Annotated in this window: 16 protein-coding genes and 1 pseudogene; 11 read left to right on the forward strand and 6 right to left on the reverse strand. The window is 62.7% G+C overall.

Going from position 1 to position 17,666, the window contains the following annotated elements; translation table 11 throughout:
- The first annotated feature begins 10 nt into the window (after positions 1-10).
- Positions 11-1,000 (forward strand): bifunctional heptose 7-phosphate kinase/heptose 1-phosphate adenyltransferase, encoded by a 990-nt coding sequence (locus ACR9Y2_RS07940; protein ID WP_435040542.1) that lies wholly within the window; start codon positions 11-13, stop codon positions 998-1,000.
- Positions 1,001-1,007: 7 nt separating this feature from the next.
- Positions 1,008-1,574, forward strand: coding sequence for an SIS domain-containing protein (locus ACR9Y2_RS07945; protein ID WP_435040544.1), 567 nt, complete (start codon positions 1,008-1,010; stop codon positions 1,572-1,574).
- 76 nt (positions 1,575-1,650) lie between these two features.
- On the opposite strand, the gene ACR9Y2_RS07950 is transcribed toward ACR9Y2_RS07945, so the two are convergent.
- The 3 genes from ACR9Y2_RS07950 to speA all read right to left on the reverse strand — a co-directional run bounded on the left by ACR9Y2_RS07950 (position 1,651) and on the right by speA (position 5,495).
- Positions 1,651-2,448, reverse strand: coding sequence for an ABC transporter permease (locus ACR9Y2_RS07950; RefSeq protein WP_435040545.1), 798 nt, complete (start codon positions 2,446-2,448; stop codon positions 1,651-1,653).
- On the reverse strand, positions 2,411-3,352 hold the full coding sequence (locus ACR9Y2_RS07955) for an ABC transporter ATP-binding protein (RefSeq protein WP_435040546.1): 942 nt from the start codon (positions 3,350-3,352) through the stop codon (positions 2,411-2,413). The genes ACR9Y2_RS07950 and ACR9Y2_RS07955 overlap by 38 nt, the downstream gene beginning before the upstream one ends.
- A 196-nt stretch (positions 3,353-3,548) precedes the next feature.
- Complete coding sequence (gene speA, locus ACR9Y2_RS07960) at positions 3,549-5,495, reverse strand: biosynthetic arginine decarboxylase (protein ID WP_435040547.1); 1,947 nt, start codon at positions 5,493-5,495, stop codon at positions 3,549-3,551.
- Between the two features lie 121 nt (positions 5,496-5,616).
- Here speA and ACR9Y2_RS07965 point away from each other — a divergent pair, with 121 nt between their 5' ends.
- Together ACR9Y2_RS07965 and ACR9Y2_RS07970 are read left to right on the forward strand one after the other, a co-directional pair.
- The gene (locus tag ACR9Y2_RS07965) at positions 5,617-6,387 is read left to right on the forward strand and encodes an SDR family NAD(P)-dependent oxidoreductase (protein ID WP_435040548.1); all 771 of its coding nucleotides are present in this window, start codon (positions 5,617-5,619) and stop codon (positions 6,385-6,387) included.
- Between the two features lie 53 nt (positions 6,388-6,440).
- Positions 6,441-7,514, forward strand: a complete 1,074-nt coding sequence (locus tag ACR9Y2_RS07970; RefSeq protein WP_435040549.1) for a mannonate dehydratase — start codon at positions 6,441-6,443, stop codon at positions 7,512-7,514.
- Here ACR9Y2_RS07970 and ACR9Y2_RS07975 read toward each other — a convergent pair.
- Positions 7,501-8,868 (reverse strand): hypothetical protein, encoded by a 1,368-nt coding sequence (locus ACR9Y2_RS07975; protein ID WP_435040550.1) that lies wholly within the window; start codon positions 8,866-8,868, stop codon positions 7,501-7,503. The genes ACR9Y2_RS07970 and ACR9Y2_RS07975 overlap by 14 nt on opposite strands.
- 4 nt (positions 8,869-8,872) lie before the next feature.
- A complete protein-coding gene (locus ACR9Y2_RS07980; RefSeq protein WP_435040551.1) occupies positions 8,873-9,826 on the reverse strand; it encodes a P1 family peptidase in 954 nt (317 codons plus the stop codon).
- Positions 9,827-9,903: 77 nt separating this feature from the next.
- Here ACR9Y2_RS07980 and ACR9Y2_RS07985 point away from each other — a divergent pair, with 77 nt between their 5' ends.
- The 4 genes from ACR9Y2_RS07985 to ACR9Y2_RS08000 are packed head-to-tail and all read left to right on the forward strand — an operon-like array spanning position 9,904 to position 13,426.
- Complete coding sequence (locus tag ACR9Y2_RS07985; RefSeq protein WP_435040552.1) at positions 9,904-10,662, forward strand: MlaE family ABC transporter permease; 759 nt, start codon at positions 9,904-9,906, stop codon at positions 10,660-10,662.
- Between the two features lie 7 nt (positions 10,663-10,669).
- Positions 10,670-11,485 (forward strand): ABC transporter ATP-binding protein, encoded by an 816-nt coding sequence (locus ACR9Y2_RS07990; protein WP_435040553.1) that lies wholly within the window; start codon positions 10,670-10,672, stop codon positions 11,483-11,485.
- Positions 11,486-11,522: 37 nt separating this feature from the next.
- Positions 11,523-12,596, forward strand: coding sequence for an MlaD family protein (locus ACR9Y2_RS07995; RefSeq protein ID WP_435040554.1), 1,074 nt, complete (start codon positions 11,523-11,525; stop codon positions 12,594-12,596).
- Positions 12,596-13,426: a ChbG/HpnK family deacetylase gene (locus ACR9Y2_RS08000; RefSeq protein WP_435040555.1), complete on the forward strand. Its 831-nt coding sequence runs from the start codon at positions 12,596-12,598 to the stop codon at positions 13,424-13,426. The genes ACR9Y2_RS07995 and ACR9Y2_RS08000 overlap by 1 nt, the downstream gene beginning before the upstream one ends.
- Before the next feature lie 240 nt (positions 13,427-13,666).
- Here the strand turns inward: ACR9Y2_RS08000 and ACR9Y2_RS08005 are convergent.
- Positions 13,667-13,861: pseudogene (locus ACR9Y2_RS08005) on the reverse strand (helix-turn-helix transcriptional regulator); the annotation flags it as partial.
- A gap of 93 nt (positions 13,862-13,954) precedes the next feature.
- Between ACR9Y2_RS08005 and ACR9Y2_RS08010 the strand changes: the two are divergent.
- From ACR9Y2_RS08010 to ACR9Y2_RS08020, 3 genes are all read left to right on the forward strand, one after another.
- Positions 13,955-14,743, forward strand: coding sequence for an SDR family NAD(P)-dependent oxidoreductase (locus tag ACR9Y2_RS08010; protein WP_435040556.1), 789 nt, complete (start codon positions 13,955-13,957; stop codon positions 14,741-14,743).
- Positions 14,744-14,768: 25 nt separating this feature from the next.
- Positions 14,769-15,146, forward strand: a complete 378-nt coding sequence (locus ACR9Y2_RS08015) for an MmcQ/YjbR family DNA-binding protein (protein ID WP_435040558.1) — start codon at positions 14,769-14,771, stop codon at positions 15,144-15,146.
- A gap of 73 nt (positions 15,147-15,219) precedes the next feature.
- Positions 15,220-17,664, forward strand: a complete 2,445-nt coding sequence (locus ACR9Y2_RS08020; RefSeq protein ID WP_435040559.1) for an ABC transporter permease — start codon at positions 15,220-15,222, stop codon at positions 17,662-17,664.
- Positions 17,665-17,666: the final 2 nt, after the last annotated feature.

Here is a 17,666-nt window from a genome sequence, read left to right on the forward strand (position 1 = left end):
AGGACACTTCATGAGCCCCGCTGACATACTTCACGCGCTGTCCGGTCTGTCCGCCCTGGTCGTGGGCGACGTCTGCCTCGATCGCTGGTGCCGCTACGATCCAGCGCTGTCCGATCCCTCGCGCGAAACCGGCATTCCCCGCATCGCGGTCATCTCCCGCGAAACCACCCCGGGGGCCGCCGGCACCGTGGCGTCCAACCTCAAAGCGCTCGGCGTCGGCCGCGTCTCCATCCTTGGTGTCCGCGGCGACGACGGCAACGGCTATGAACTCATGCAGGCGCTGGCGCGCCGCGACATCGACGCCTCTGCCGTGCTGCAGGCCGCCGAACTGCCCACGTTCACCTACACCAAGCTCATCAACGACACCAACTCCGTTGAGGATAAGCCCCGCGTCGACTTCGTCTACACCGGCGACATCCCGCTGAGTGTGGAGTCGGCCGTAGTGCAGCGCCTCAATCAGCTCGCGCCCGAATTTGACGTGATCATCGTCTCCGACCAGGCTGAAACCGAGTCCGGCGGGCTGGTTACCGCGAAGGTCCGCGAAGCCCTCACCGCCATCGCCGCCCAGGATCCGGGCAAGATCATCTGGGTCGACTCCCGCCGCCGCGGCGCGCTGTATCGCAAGGTGCTCGTCAAGCTGAACGAGCAGGAGGCCGAAGAGTCGTGCCTCGCCTACTTCGGCCAGCTCGACTACCAGGCCCTGCGGCAGCACATCGGTCATTCCACGCTCATCGTCACGCAAGGACCCAAAGGCGCGGTCATCGTCGGCGAAGGGTCCACGCAAACCATTCAGACCCGGCCCGTCGAGCATCCCGTGGATATCTGCGGCGCGGGCGACAGTTTCAATGCCGGCGCCTCCGTGGCTCTGGCTCTTACGCGCGACCCTGCCAAGGCAGTCGAATTCGGCAACCTGGTCGCGTCCATCACGATCATGAAACCCGGCACCGGAACGGCGTCGCCGGAAGAAGTGCTGGCTGCTTCGGCGGCCCTACAGAAATAGCAAAAACATGGAATTCTTCACCACTTATCGGAACACTCTGGAAGCCACGCTGAACAAGCTGGATCTCGCCAAGGTCGAACAGGCCGCTGACTGGCTGCGCGAAGCGCGCGACGAAGGCCGCCAGATTTTCGTCTTTGGCAACGGCGGCAGCGCCATGACCGCGTCACATTTCGTCACCGACATCGTGAAAGGCGCCAGCTTCGGCCGCGACAAGCGCTTCCGCGCCATGGCGCTGACCGACTCCCTGGGCACGCTCACCGCCTACTCGAACGACGTGTCGTATGAGTGCGTCTTCGTCGAGCAGCTCAAGAACTTCGCCAACCCCGGCGACGTGGTCATCGCCATCAGCGGCTCTGGCAATTCGCCCAACGTGCTGCGAGCCCTGGAGTACGCCAACTCCATCGGGTGCAAGACGATCGCCATGACGGGCCGTGACGGCGGCAAACTGGCCCCGCTGGCGCAGGTCAACATCCTCGCCGCGGAGCCTCACATGGGCCGCATCGAGGACGTCCACATGATCGTCTGCCACATGCTGGGCTATTCGTTCATGGACCGCGAAATGGCCAAGGCTTAACCCCACTCACGCGTTTAGAATCGAAGGGCGTGCTTCCTCCGGGCGGTACGCCCTTTTCACGTCTGGGTGAGCCGTTTCAGGTCACTTCCCGTCGGCAGAAATCCGCGCAGCCCGCCACGGCTGCCAGCATGCCCAGGGCGGCGCTGATGGAGAGTGCCGCCGCCACGTTCTCCGGTTGCCTGGCCAGCACCAACATCGGCAGCGCCCACGGATAGTATTGGGGCCAGGCCCCAAACTGGCCGGCCGCCAGCAGCATCGCAAAGCTGGTTACCGTCGCGACGATGCCAACACCCGTGGCGGCCGAGAACGAACGCCAGCGCAGCGCCACCCAGGTTTGAATCGACAGGTAGAAAAACGCCAGTCCTGTCATCTGTGCGGCCTGCAGAAGAATCGACGAAAGCGGTACCGCGCCGCCAAACCGGACCTCCGAAGTGAGCAGGTGGAGAATCCCGCCAGCCGCCACCACGCCGGCTACCAGCAGCATCGCGCTCGCCGCCGTCATCGCCATCACAATCAGCAGTTTTGAAACGTAGAAGGTCCAGCGTGGCACCGGCCGCGCCAACAGGGCCTTCCACTGGTTGTCGGTATGGTCCAGCCCCGCCATCAAGGCGGTCTGCAAAGTGACGAAGAGGGGCATCATGAGCAGGCCCCAGAATTGGAAATTCACGCGTGCCAGCGCCTTCCAATCGTCGCTGGCGGCATTCCGGCGCAGCGTGGAAAACGGAGCCTGCGACGCCATGAAGATCGTCAGCAGGACAACTGCCAGGGGTGCCAGCACCACCATCTTTAGCGCGATGGTGCGCTTCATCTTTAGGGTCTCGGCCCGCAACACCCTATTAAGCACCATAGGCCGGCACAGGCTCCCTTCCCGCATGACTCGGGGCGGTGAGTTCGAGGAAGGCTTCTTCCAGCGTCGGGTACTTCATGGCCAGGTGCGAGACGGCAATGCCTGACTGCACCAGCATCGCGTTGATGTCCGCCGGTTCGCACGTGCCCAGCCTGATCCGCAATCGCCGGGAGTCTGCCGGTTGCACGTCGATGCCCGCCCGGACCAGCACGGCTAGGGCCCGCTCGCAGTCATCGACCTCCGTCTCCAGCCAGGGTTTGCTGCGCTGGCGAAGATCCTCGGCTGTACCCTCAAATCGCGACTGCCCCGCCGAGAGGATGGCGAAATGCGTGGCGACCTGTTCCACTTCGGCCAGCAGGTGGCTGGAGACAAACACAGTCACACCGCTGCGCTTCGGCAAGTCCTGGATGAGGGTCCGCACTTCCTGGATTCCTGCCGGATCCAGCCCGTTCGTCGGCTCGTCCAGCAACAGCAGTTCGGGATCGCCCAACAACGCCTGCGCCAATCCAAGCCGCTGTTTCATGCCGGAGGAGTAACCGCGCACAACGCGATCGGCTGCCGCGGTCAGGTCTACCGCCCCCAGAACACGGGCGATTGCCTGCCGTGGTCCATTCAGAAGCCGGCGATGCACTTCGAGGTTCTCGCGGCCGGTCAGGTGTCCGTACAGCGAGGGGGTTTCGACCAGCGAACCAATGCGCGCCAGCAAGGCGGTGCGGTGCGGCTCCAACGGCTGGCCGAATAGGAGAATGCGGCCCCGGTCCGGGCGTTGGAGCCCGAGGATCATTCGAATGGTTGTGGACTTACCCGCCCCGTTGGGCCCCAGGAATCCGTAAACACTCTGCTCGGGCACGCTCAGGCTGAGCCCGCGCACAGCCGCCGTGCTCCCGTACGACTTCCAGACCTCTTCAACCTGAACGAGTGGTGTCGTCATCGCACCCCGTGTCCCCAGGCTTGATCAGACACCAGCGATGAGCTTGTGGTTCCACCAGCAGCGCCACGCCGCGGTGTGCAGTCGCGTTGGGGACGTTTAGCGCCTGTCCCGAGACGCACACGGCCGCAAACGAAAAAGAGGCCCCAGGTGGACGGGCCCGAACGTGCCCACCCACCGAGGCCCCTGTGAACTCCAACTACGCTCCGTGCGTGTCCTCGAGGTACGTGTACCCGTACAGCCCGTCCTCGTAGAACTTCAACAGCCGGCCCGATTCCTCGTAGCCGATCTTGCCCTGCAGCACGGCCGTCTCGATATCCTGCCGGAACTGTTCCAGCAGGTCCCGCGCGTTGAACTGCACGTAATCGAGCACTTCCTTGACGGTGTCGCCGCGGATTACCGCCTCCAGCACCGGCTGGTTCTCGTTGTTCACGCGTACATGCACGGCATGCGTGTCACCCAACAGGTTGTGCAGGTCGCCCAGGATCTCCTGGTACGCCCCGACCAGGAACGTGCCCAGATAGTACGCCTCGCCGTTCACCGGGTGCAGCGGCAGCGTCTTCTTTACGTCGCGCCGGTCGATGAACTGGTCCACCTTGCCGTCGCTATCACACGAGATGTCGCCCAGCACGGCGCTGCGCGTCGGCTGCTGCTCCAGTCTGTGTATCGGCATGATGGGGAACAACTGCTTCACCGCCCAGCTGTCCGGCATACTCTGGAACAGCGAGAAGTTGCAGAAATACGTGTCCGAGAGCATCGCGTCGAGCCCTTCCAGATCCTCCGGAAAGACATCCAGCTGCTTCGCCATCGAGAGAATTCGCCGGCAGATCAGCCAGTACAGATTCTCGGCGACGCAGCGCTGCTTCAACGGCAGATAGCCCAGGCTGAAGAGGTTCAAGGCGGAATCGAGAGCCTGCTGGGCGTCGTGGAACGACTCCAACAGATTCTTCGAACTCATGTTCTTGTAGCTCTCCATCAGGTCGATCAGCGGCTGCTCGGATTCGTCCGGCAGCTCCACCGGAACCTCTTCCTCCCCAAAGCCGCTCACGCCCAGGACATTGAACACCAGCACGCTGTGATAGGCCGCAATCGCGCGGCCGCTCTCCGTGACGATGGTCGGGTGCTGCACCTCGGCTTCGTCACAGACGTTCTGGATGTGATACACGATGTCGTTCGCGTACTCCTGCAGCGTGTAGTTCACGCTCGATTCGAAGTCCGTCTGCGATCCGTCGTAATCGATGCCCAGCCCGCCGCCGACATCCAGGAACTCCAGGCCCGCGCCCTGCTTCTTCAGGTCCACATATACACGCGCCGCTTCGATCACCGCGCCCTTGATGTGGCGAATGTTCGTGATCTGGCTGCCCAGGTGGAAATGGAGCAGCTTGACGCAATCCTCCATGCCCACTGCCTTCAAGGTCTCCAGCGCGCGCACGGCCTCAGTGACCGTCAGGCCGAACTTCGAGCGGTAGCCGCCCGAAGACTTCCAGCGCCCCGCGCCGCGGCTCGCCAGCTTCACACGCAGGCCGATGGCCGGCCGCACGCCCATGGAGGCGGCGTGCTTCAGGATCAGTTCCAGCTCTGTAAACTTCTCGACGACGGGTGTGATGTCGCGGCCCACTTTGCGGGCCAGCATGCACATCTCGATATACTCATCGTCCTTGAAGCCGTTGCAGATGATCGGCGTCTCGTTGTCCGCAATCGCCGCCACGGCCAGCAGCTCGGGTTTGGAACCGGCTTCCAGGCCGAACCCATACTGGCGGCCGTACTTGTTGATCTCTTCCACTACCTGCCGCTGCTGGTTCACCTTGATCGGATAAACGCAGCGGTATTTGCCCTGGTAGTTGTGCTCGCTGATCGCCGAAAGAAAGACCTTGTTCAGCTCCGATAGCTGGTTCGCCAGGATCTCGGGAAACCTCAGCAGGATTGGCGGGTCGATACCGCGCAGCACGAGGGTGTCCACCAGTTTCTTGAGGTCGACGAATTTGTGCGGCTCGGCCGTGGGGTGTACCAGCACGTGACCTTCGTCGTTGATCGAGAAGTAGCCCTTCCCCCAACGATCGATGTCATATAGTTCCTTGGCGTTGACAACAGTCCAGCGGTCGGACGGCTCCCACACGGGGGGCGAGTCTGGCAGTTTCAGGTTCAATTCGTTCGAAGGCCTCTCTCACCACCAAGTGTGAATAAAAACAGAGGAGGGGGCAACTGGAAATTGGTTACATTCGCGCAAGCCACCCCGCCTCAGCTCGATCCAGTAGAATCGACAGGGTATGGGCAACCCATTGGAAGGCAAGTTTGCGCTGGTCACCGGAGCCAGCAAAGGCGTCGGCAAAGGCATCGCGCTCGAGCTGGCACGGCAGGGCTGCGCCGTCGCCGTGAACTACAACAGCGACGAGCCCGGGGCCATGGCGACGGTCGAAGAAGCCACCGCCATCGGCGCCACCGCCTTCGCCGTACAGGCCAATGTCGGCCTTAAAACCGACATCGACGCCATGTTCGACAAGGTGTTTGAACGGTTCCCCAAACTCGATGTTCATGTGAACAACGCCGGTGTTCAAACCTGGAAGCCGTTGCTGGAATTGACTGAAGCCGAGTGGGATCGCGTTCTGGCCGTGAATCTGAAGGGCTGTTTCCTCTGCACCCAGCGCGCCGCCCTCAGCATGAAAGAGACCGGCGGCGGCTCGATCATCAACATCGGCTCGGGCTGCAACAAGTGGGCCTTCCCCAACCTGGTGGACTACACCGCCAGCAAGGGCGGCATCGAGCAGTTCACCAAGGTGGCCGCCGTGGAGCTGGGCAAGTACAAGATCCGTGTGAACTGCGTGGCCCCCGGAGCGATCGAGATCGAACGCACCAAGCATGAGGCCGGAGACTACGGCGCCACCTGGTCGAAACTGACGCCGCTGGCGCGCGTGGGCCTGCCGGTCGATATCGGCCACACGGTGGCCTATCTCGCCTCCAGCCACGCCGACTTCGTCACCGGCCAGACCATCTGGGTCGACGGCGGCCTATTTACCCGCCCCGCCTGGCCGTACGATTGAGGCCTGCTTCCAGCGGGCGGTTGTTATAGACTGCACGCGAAGAGGTGATGCCCATGACGCGCCGTTCCCTGTTTCAATCGGCCGGTTTATTCGCCCTGCCGCTCGCCGCCGCCCCCTCCAAATCGTGGCCGATCCAGGAGAGCGCCACGACCCCCAAGCTGTGCCTGCCCTCCGCCCTGGACGAGAAAGCAATGCGCCGTGTCACGCAGTTGGGCGTGTCGCACATCCTCGGAGGCGGCCCTCGTGCCCCCTGGACCGAGGAGGAGATGCGGCACCGCATGGATGCTTACAAGGCCGGCGGATTGACGCTCTACAACCAGATGATCGGCGGGTTCAACAACGCCATCTACGGCCGGCCCGGACGCGATGAAGAGATTGAGAATGTACGCAAGTCCATCCGTGTCGCCGGCAAAGTGGGGCTCGCCGTGGTCGAGTACAACTGGTATGCCCATCGCGCCATGGAGGGCTACTACGAGGAGACAGGCCGCGCCGGAGCGGGCTACACGGCCTTCGACTACGACCGCATGAAGGACCTGCCGCCACTGCCCGAGGAGGGCGCCCACACGCTCGACGAGATGTGGGCGACGATCACTTACTTCCTCAAAGCCGTCATCCCCGTAGCCGAGGAATCAGGCGTCAAACTGGCGTTGCATCCCAACGACCCACCCTCGCCGATGAGCCGCGGTTCGCAGCAGATCATGGGCACCCTGGCGGGCTGGAAGAAGCTGATCAGCATCGTCGACAGCCCGGCCAACGGCATCACCTTCGACTGCGGCGTGACCCGCGAAATGGGTGAGGATCCGGTCGCAGTGGGCCGCTACTTCCTCAGCCGCAAGCGCGTGAACCACATCCACTTCCGGAATGTGGAGGTGCGCAAACCGTACGAGAAGTACGCCGAGGTATTCATTGACGCCGGCCAGGTGGACATGTTCGGGGTGATGCGCGAGATCGTCAACAATAAGTACACCGGAACGATCTACCCCGAACATCCCAGAGCCCTGGATTATGACCGCGAGCGCGGTCCGATTAGAGGCTATCCGGGCGGCGGCGGCTATACCGGCGATGTGTATGATGTAGCGTATACGCGGGCCATGCTGCAGGCGGCGCTGTCACTCAGCGGAGCTTAGCCGGCTTCAAGGTCCAGGCCTGCAGGCGCGCGAGTTCCAGCAGGTTCTCGGGGGCGTAGCCTTCGGGGTGGATTACCCAGTTGTACTGTTTCGCGGCGTTGGTGCCGATGCGGCTCTCGATGGCCAGTTGACCCTTTCGAGCCAGCACGTTAGCGGCTCCGGTGTCGGCCGCGAGGGTAGCTGCGAAGTCGGGCAGGGCGAGCTCCTGGCTGCCGATCCAGACGGAATCGGGCAGGCGGCCGAACTGGGTGATGGCCCGGACCGCATCCGCCTTGGCGCGGTCGAACACGGCTCGCGGGATCTCTTGTGTTTTCAATGTAGTAGAGATGCGGTGCAGCGGCCCGTCGACGTGGCGGGGCGGCAGGCCCAGCAGCGCCTGCAACTGGTCAGCCGGGGAGTATCCGTCGTGAACTTCAATGCTTTCAGCGAGTTTGCGGGCCGCATCCAGGGCGACGGGCTGCTCGCGGGGCTGGAACACATCGACGGCTTCACGCGCGGTGATGATCTTCACGCCCGGCGTCTTCTGAACATGGTCGACAAACGCAAGAAACAACTGGAACGCCTGCTCAGTCGACTCTTTGGTACGGAGTTTCGGGCGCTTCCAATCGGCCCGTTCGGGGTTGGCTCCGTGGCGGAAATTCACTCCGTCCCAGAACTCGGTGGTGACGAACTCGGTGGGGTGGTAGTAGGTCTGGATGACGCCGCCGGTGGCACGGAGGCGGTCTACCGCACGGTCAAATGCACGGTTAGCGTCCGGTAAAAGTTCCGGTTTGTCGAGGTTCGCGCGCATGGTGTTCGGGCCCAGGTTGAAGATGTACAGCATCGACCCGAACCAGAACGGCTGCTGATCGTAGCCCACCTGGCCGCCGTCGTCCATGTAAACGCGGGCGCCCCACTGCCGCAAAACCTTGTTGGCCTGCGGTCCCCAGGAGTTGCCGGGCTGTCCGTAGCAACTGGGCCGCATCCCGAAGAGTTTCTCAACTGCTTGAAAACCCGAGAGTTCCCGCATGGCGAACTCCTGCTCGCCGTCAATCATGCCCTTGCCGTTCAGATACTCGGCCGGTGCGGGATGAATGCTGTGGTAGTTCGAGTGGTAGCCGATGTCGTGTAATTTGAGCGCAGCTACGACATCTGTCCGATTTCGCTGTTCCAGTACCCTGGCTTTCTCTCCAACGACTTTAAAAGTGGCTTTGATGCCTCTTTTTGTGAGTTCCTGGGCGATGCGGAGGGCGGCATCATCAGCCGCGGGCTCGATGTAATCTTCGGTATCGAACCACAGCAGGTAGTAGATGGGCGGGACTGCCGCCTGTGCTCCAAGAGTAGCTAAGAGGAATATTATCAGTAGTTTGCGCATTGGATTAGCCTGCCAGACCGGGCACGCCGCCTATGGATTTTGCCGACTTCACAGCCCGGACAATCGCCTCGGCCACGGCTTCAGCGGCGGCGACACTCACCGCGTCGACCGAGGCGGTGAGCTTGCCGTAGGACAAACATATCGTCATATCGCCATCCATCGATGTGTGGACCGGCGAAATCGCCCTCACGAACCCCTGGTGGGCGTGGCGCGCGACGGCCGTCGATTCCACTTTGGAGAACTTCGCGTTGGTGGCGACGACCGCCAAAGTCGTGTTGCCGCGTCCGAGCCCGCCGGTGGGTCCAAGCTGTTTCATGAGGTCCGAAGATCCGGCGAATTTGCGGGAGCCGGGTTGCTTGCGGGCGCCGGCCAGGATGCGCCCGGTGGCGGGATCGAGGACGTCGCCGAGGGCGTTTACGGCTACTAGCGCGGAAACCTTGACTCCATTGGGCAGATTCACGGTGGCGGAACCCAGGCCGCCCTTCATGGCGTTCTTCATGCCGAGGGCCTTGCCGATGGTGGCTCCGGTGCCGGCTCCGATGTTGCCCTCGCGGACAGGCTCAGAAGTGGCGGCTGAGGCGGCGGCTTCGCCCATTTCGCGAGTGGGCCGGATGTTCGCCTTCCCTATGCCCAGGTCGTAGAGGATGGCGGCGGGCACGATGGGGACGATGGCGGCTCCGGTGGGGAAGCCGACGCCTTTGTGCTCCAGGAAGCGGCGTACGCCGCTGGCGGCTTCGAGGCCGAAGGCGCTGCCGCCGGCCAGGACGATGGCATGAACGACGGGGGCGATGTGGAAGGGGCTCATCACTTCCACCTCTTCGGTACCGGAAGCTCCGCCGCGGATATCGTAGCCGGCGACGGCGCCTTGTTCGCAGAGAATGACGGTGCAACCGGTGAGCGCTTCGAAGTCTGAGGCATGACCGACGATGATGCCGTCGATGTCGGTAAGACCCTTCATATCCAATTCCAATTGTTACAGAAAGAGCCGTTCACGCCCCGTATGGTAGCATCAGATTTCAAGGGGATCGCTGCGCTTTGCTGGAATTCCTGAAAGCTCCTGTCCTTACGTTCCAGGAGTTCGTCCAGTTGTCGGCCCGCGCCTCCCGTGGCATCGTCCGGAAACCCTACTACTGGGACGATGTTTTCACGCAGATGGACCTCATTGGCGTCGGCAGCCTGCCGGTCGTCATTCTCACCGGATTCTTCAGCGGCGCCGTCATGGCCCTACAGATGTCGCGCGCCCTGCAGACTTATGGCGCGACGAGCCAGGTGGGCATGATTGTCGCCATCACCCTGGTACGCGAGATGGGTCCGGTGCTGACCGCGCTGATGGTGGCCGGCCGGAACTCGTCAGGCATGGCGAGCGAATTGGGCTCCATGAAAGTCACGGAGCAGATTGACGCCATGCGGGCGCTGGGCACAGACCCGGTGATGAAACTGGTGAAGCCACGGCTGCTGGCGACGGCGGTCGTACTGCCTCTGTTGACTGTCCTGGCCGACTTCGTGGGGCTGGTGGGCGGGTATATCGTGGCGTGCGTGATGCTGCCGCTGACGACGGGCGCGCAGTATTGGAATACGGCATGGCGGGCGCTGGGGTACGACGACATCGCCCAGGGCTTATTGAAACCGTTCATTTTCGCTCTCGTGCTCTCGCTGGTGGGCTGTTTCTACGGCATGAGAACGACCGGGGGCACACAAGGCGTAGGCCGTGCGACCACCCAGGCTGTAGTCGTAGCGTCGGTGTGGGTTGTGGTGTTGACCTTCATCATCGGCCGGATCTTCGTCTCGATGTGACGCCGTCATGAGCACGCCACAGGAACCGCCGATTCTCATATTCGACGACGTCAGCTTCGGCTTTGACGACAACCTGTTCCTGCGCCACGTCAGCTTTGAGCTGATGCGAGGGGAAACGCTGATCATCCACGGAGCGGCCGGAAGCGGGAAGACGCTGCTGTTGAAGCTCGCGTTGGGCCTGCTGCCCGCCACCTCGGGGCAGATTCACCTGTTTGGGCAGGAAGTGACGAGGCTGCCAGAGCGCGATTGGTTCGACGTGCGCAGCCGGATCGGGGTGCTGTTCCAGGAGGGCGGGCTGTTTGATTCCTTCACGATCGAGGAGAATGTGGGCTACCCGCTGGTGAACCAGAGGCTGCTGAAGATTCCGCCGGAGCAAGTGCAGCCCAAAGTGGAGCAATCCCTGGAGTTTGTCGAGCTGGGGCACACGATGGACAAGTTTCCCAGCGAGCTTTCGGGGGGCATGCGGCGCCGCGTAGGGATTGCGCGGGCGATCGTGACGCAGCCGGAATTGTTATTGTACGATTCTCCAACGGCCGGCCTGGATCCGATTACCGCGAACAACATCATCGCGCTGATCGTAAAAGGCAGAGACGTGCGTGGGGCGACGACGGTGATTGTGACGCACCGGCACCAGGATGGAGAAATCCTGGAACGATACCGATATAACGAGAATGGCGGCGGTTTGCGGCCGGTGGGGGCGAACGGAGATTCCACACGGACCCGCTACATGGTGATGAAGGAGGGTGCAATTGCCTTTCTGGGGGCATCGAACGATTTTGACTGCTGCAAGGATCCCTATGTCGCCAAGTTTGCCAGCCGCTGAGCCGGGGACTGCTTTCGTGGGAAGCTAAGGAGGAGGAATGCCGGCGTCGAATAAAGTTGCCTGGTCACAGCTTCGGGTGGGCATCATGTCGCTGATCGCCCTGGTGCTGCTGGCCGTCCTGATCTTCCTGATGACGGGTGCGGACAATCCCTTCGAAGAGAAGGCGTCGCTGTACACGTACATGCAGGACTCGGGGGCGATGAGCGAAGGCGCGGCCATCCGGCTGAACGGCATACTCATCGGCAAGCTCAAAAAGATCGATCTGACGGGTGACAAGAACAACGACCGGGCGATTCGCATGACGATGGCGATCGACCGGCGCTACATGGCGATGATCCCCGAGGATTCGATCGTGGGTTTCAGCGCGGAAAACGTGCTGGGCGCGAAGTTCCTGAACATCAAGCGCGGCTCGAGCCCGGTGGCGGTGAAGCAGGGCGGCGAGTTGAAGGCGCGGGACGAAAAGGATTTCCTGGAGATCATGCAGTCGGCGATGCCTCTGCTGGATTCCGTGCAATCGATCCTGAAACGTATCGACAAAGTCGTTTCGCAGGTGGAATCGGGCAAGGGCAGCATCGGCAAGCTGCTGTACGATTCCGAGATCTACGACAAAGTGAACGGGATCATGGGCGATGCCCAGAAGATCACGAAGGCGATGAGCGAGGGCAAGGGCACGATTGGCCACCTGCTCTACGACGAGGGCCTGTACAACGACCTGCGCCAGACTCTGACCCGCATGGATAACCTGGTGGCCGGGCTGGAGCGCGGCGAAGGCACGGCGGGCAAGTTGTTGAAGGATCCGGCCTTGTTTGACGAGCTGAAGAAGTCGACGACGGATCTGCATGTGCTGCTTTCGGACCTGAACGCCGGCAAGGGTACGGCGGGCAAGTTGTTGAAGGACGAGGCGTTGCACAACAAGCTGGTGGCGACGCTGGACAAGATCAACACCACGATCGACAGCGTGAATTCCGGCCGCGGGACGATTGGGCAGTTGATGGTGAATCCGGCGCTGTACCAGAACCTGACCTCGACCACGGCAGAGATCCAGGCCATGATGAAGGACTTCCGGGCCAACCCGAAGAAGTTCCTCACGATTCAATTGAAGCTGTTCTGATGGGCCGCAGACTGCTCGCCGTGAATGCCGACGATTTCGGCTTTACCCGGGATGTGAATGCCGGGATTGTGGAAGCCCACACCAAGGGCATTCTCACCTCGACCACGCTGATGGCGAATGGCGCCGCCTTTGACGATGCGGTGCGGCTGGCGGGCGAGGTGCCGACGCTCGACATTGGCGTACACCTGGTGCTGGTGGGGGGCGAGTCGCTGCTGGCCGGGGGGCGGAGTTTCCCCAAGACCGTCTCCGAGTTGATGAAGGCTGTCACGCTGCGGCAGGTTCGGGTGTACGACGAGCTGCGGGCGCAGATGGTGAAGATCTTCGACGCTGGGCTGCGGCCTACGCATCTCGACACGCACAAACACACCCACCTGTTTCCGCCTGTGCTGGATGCCGTCGTGCGGCTTTCCGAGGAGTTTGGCGTGCACTGGGTGCGGCGGCCGTTTGATCTGCCGATTACGGGGTCACCGCGGGCTGTGCCGCTGACGAAACGGGTGGTGAGCCGGATGTTCGGGTCGGTACGCGGGCAGTTCCACCGGAAGCTGGCCCGGCATGGGTGCCGGACGACGGACTGGTTTGCGGGATTCCAGATTACCGGGCGGTTTCAGGCAGAGGATGTGGTCCACCTGCTGGAGAATCTGCCGGAGGGGTCTACGGAGTTCATGGTGCATCCGGGGTTCTGTACGGCGGAACTGCAGGCGGCGCGGACGCGCTTGAAGGAGAGCCGGGCGGAGGAGTTAGCTGCCCTGGTGGATCCTCGGGTGATGGAGACTGTGAAACGGGTGGGGATTGAGCTGTGTGGATACGGGGATGGGTTGGGCGGGGGGTAGGATTGTTCGCGGGGGACGCGCGGGAGGGGACGTTCACGCTCTGTCCACCTGCTGTCTTTGTTTTGCTTTCTGCCTTATTCGTTTTTGGGACAGAGGATGAACGTCCCCGGGTTCGGTTAGCCCGCCCTTAGGGAGGACATGCGGTCGGCTTTAGCTCGCGGTCGAGGTCCCGCTCGACGGTATTGCGGCGGAAGAGGGAGCGGGCGCGATGGAAGAGGATCTCGAGCGAACGGCGGAGGTTCATAGGGCGGCTCCGGGGGCCAGGCGGATGGCGAGGCCGACGGCGTGGGAGAGATGTTCCCACTGGTCGAGTTCCTTGCGGAACTGGGTGCGGCCGGCTTTGGTGAGCGTGTAGAACTTGGTGTCTCGGCCGCCCTCGGTAGTGCGCCAGTCGGATTCGATCCAACCTTGTTGTTCCAGTCGATGGAGGGCGGGGTAGAGGGCGGTGGGAAGTTACCTCGCCGGAGCAGGTTGGCTTGTAAATTGTGTAGCGCGCCGGTGCGCGGTGGGCGTGAGAAGATGGCAGCCATGACAAGCCTGGATGGAAGGGTCGCGGTGGTCACCGGCGGGACGGCCGGCGTGGGCCGGGGGATTGCAGGTGTTTTGGCCGAGCAGGGAGCGCGGGTCTTCGTGACCGGGCGGTCCGTGCCGGAAGGCGGGCTGGGTGAGGGAGGGATCACAGGTCTGCGCTGCGATCACCGGGTGGATGAGGAGGTGATCCGGGCGTTCGAGCGGATCGTGGCGGAAGCCGGGGCGATCGACATCCTGGTGAACAACGTCTGGGGTGGGTATGAGCGGATGGTGGAAGATGGCGTCTTTACGTGGAGCAAGCCGTTCTGGGAGCAGCCTCTCTGGCGATGGGACGCGATGTTCCAGGCGGGTGTGCGGGCATCTTATCTGGCCAGCCAACTGGCGGCTCGAGGGATGGTGGCGCGGCGCATTGGCTTGCTAGTCAACATCTCGTTCTGGGCGGCACAGAAGCATATGGGGAATGCGGCTTATGGGGTATCGAAGGCGGCGACGGACAAGCTGACCGCGGATATGGCGGTGGAGTTGAGGAGCTTTGGCGTGACGGCGGTGTCGTTGTATCCGGGGCTGGTGCGTACGGAGAAAGTAATGCAGGCCGCGGCGTGGCTGGACCTGAGCAACTCCGAGTCGCCTGAGTTCATTGGGCGGGCGGTGGCGGCGCTGGCGGGCGATCCTGACGTGGCGCGGTTTAGCGGTGCGGTGCTGGTGGCGGCGAGTGTCGCGCAGGAATATGGGTTTACGGACATCGATGGAAAGGTCCCGCGGGCGCTGACACTGGCGGACGTATAGGCGGGTCCGGGAGGAGGCGCTGTCGATGGAGTGTGGGGCAATAGCGGCACAGGATTTCGAGGTAGTGCGGCGGATTGGATTGGCTCTACCTGGGGTGGAGGCGCTGACGAAGTACGACGGGTCGCCGGTTTTGAAGGTGGGCGGCGTGTTTGTGGCTGGGCTGGCGCTGCATCCTTCGGCGGAGCCGGGCACGCTGGTGGTGCGGGCGCGGCTGGACGAGCGCGACTTGTTCGTGGAAGAGGCTCCGGAGACGTATTACCTGACGGATTACTATCGAAGCTACCCGCTGGTGTTGGTACGGCTGACTCAAATCCGGGAAGACGCCCTGCGCGATCTGCTGACCGTGTCGTGGCGCATGGCGAAGAAAAAGGGGAAAAAGACCCGCCGGCCGGACCCACTCTGAACATACTTGCGCTGGGCGGAAAGTTTACACGCACATACTGCCGGATGGGACGTATCTACTGCCGGAGGTCCGTGTGCGCGATTTCTGGCAAGACATTCAATATGGGTTGAGGACGCTGCGAAAGAGTCCTGGATTCACCGTGGTTGCTTTGCTGACGCTGGCCATAGGCATTGGGGCGAACACGGCCATCTTCAGTTTTGTGGACGGGGTGCTGTTGAAGCCGCTGCCGTATGCGAACGCGGACCGGATCATGCGGGTGCTGGAGAAGCCGCCGGGATCGCCGGATGCGCGCAACGGCATATCGACGCTGAATTTCCTGGACTGGCAGCGGCAGAACACGGTGTTCCAGTATATGGCGGCGCGGACCGGCGGGTCGGTGACGCTGACAGGCAACGGCAATCCGGTCCAACTGCGCGGACAGCGCATGTCGGCGCACGGGTTCGACATCCTGGGCGTACAGGCCGTGCTGGGCCGTACGTTCGCCGCGGATGAGGATCAGCCGGGCAAAAGCAAGGTCGCGGTGCTGAGCAACGCGTTATGGGCGACGCAGTTCGGCTCGGATCCGACGGTTGTCGGGCGCGTGATCCAGTTGGACAACGAACCGCACGTGGTGATTGGAGTGCTGCCCGCGGGCAGTGCGTTCGACCGCACGTTTGCACAGATCTTCCGGCCGCTGGTGTTCCAGCCGGAGAATATGACGCGGAACTTCCACTGGTTTGGAGCGATGGCGTTGTTGAAGCCGGGCGTAACGGTGGAAAAGGCAAAGGCGGAGATGGATGCGATTGGCCAGCGGATTGCGCGCGATTACCCTGATTCGAACAAGGGCTGGAGCGTGGCGGTGGATCCGCTGACCGAGGTGACGGTGGGCCCGCAGCTCAAGAAGTCGTTGTATGTCCTGCTGGCCGCGGTGGGGATGGTGCTGTTGATCGGCTGTGCGAATCTGGCGAACCTGACGCTGGCGCGGGGCACGGTGCGCGAGCGCGAGGTGGCGATCAGGGTATCGGTGGGGGCGAGCCGCTGGCGCCTGATCCAGCAGTTCCTGACGGAGAGCGTTTTGCTGTCGCTGCTGGGCGGCTTGCTGGGCGTGGCTTTGGGTTATGCGTTGATTGCCGGGTTGAAGGCCGCGCTGCCGCCGTTCTCGTTGCCGTCGGAGGCGACGATCACGCTGGACTCGCGGGTGCTGTTGTTTGCGATTGGGCTGTCGATCCTGACCGGGCTGGTGTTTGGGTTGGCGCCGGCGATCCAGGCGACGCGGTCGGACCTGGCGGGCAGCATGAAGGAAGGTAGCCGGGGTTCGAGTACAGGCGGAGCCAAGCACCGGCTGCGGTCGGCGCTGGTGGTGACGGAAGTGGCGCTGGCGTTCCTGCTGCTGGCGGGGTCGGGGCTGTTGATTCGGAGTTTCTTTGCGATGCAGCAGGTGGAGACGGGGTTCAACTCGGAGAATGTGATTACAGCGGGGCTGCCGACTTCGGAGAAGCGGTTTGTCACGACGGAAGCGCTGAATACGTATCTGCGGCAGGTGGTGTCGAATCTGGAGAGCCTGCCGGGCGTGCGGGATGTGGCGTTGACGTCGGCGCTGCCGATGCAGGGGTGGGGCTATGGCATGCCGTTCCAGATCGCGGACAAGCCGATCGTGGATCGGGCCAACCGCAAGGCATGTTTCTTCAAGATGGTGAGCCCGTCGTATTTCCGGACGATTGGGATGACGTTCGTGAAGGGCCGTGGACTGGCGGACGGCGATGTGAAGGGCGCTCCGCCGGTGACGGTGATCAACGAGACGATGGCCCGCAAGCACTTTCCGAATGAAGAGCCGGTGGGCAAGCGCATCCTGATCCAGGAGATTGTTCCGGGGAAAACGGCACTGGGGCCGGAGATTCCGTGGGAAGTGGTGGGCGTGGTGAAGGACGAGAAGGTGGGCAGCCTGGACGAGACTCGTGACAATCCGGGGATGTATGTGAGCAAGGAGCAGAGTCCGACCTTCGGGCAGGCGCTGGTGGTGCGGGCAGCGATGGATCCGCTGCGGCTGCAGAATGCGATCGCCGATGCGGTGCACCAGGTGAACAAAGACCAGGCGTTGACCGATTTCAAGACGCTGGACCAGATCAAGATGGAGTCGATGGCCGGCAACCGGCTGAACTCGATCATGCTGGGGGGATTCGCGATGGTGGCGCTGCTATTGTCGGCGATCGGGATTTACGGCGTGATCTCGTACTCAGTGGTACAGCGGACGCACGAGATTGGGATTCGCGCGGCGATGGGGGCCCGGGCCGCGGATGTAGTGGGGTTGATCCTGAAACGGGGCGTGTTGATGGCTGGCCTGGGACTGGGCATCGGGCTGCTGGGTGCGCTGGCGTTGACGCAATTGCTGACGACGCTGCTGTTTGGAGTGGGGGCGCGGGATCCGCTGACGATGGCCGGGGTGGCCGGGGTGCTGGCCGTGGTTGCACTGCTGGCGAGTTATCTGCCGGCGCGGCGGGCGGCGAAGGTGGATCCGATGATCTGCCTGCGGTATGAGTGAAT

The organism is Paludibaculum fermentans (assembly GCF_051172195.1).
In the GTDB taxonomy this organism is placed as follows: domain Bacteria; phylum Acidobacteriota; class Terriglobia; order Bryobacterales; family Bryobacteraceae; genus Paludibaculum; species Paludibaculum fermentans_A.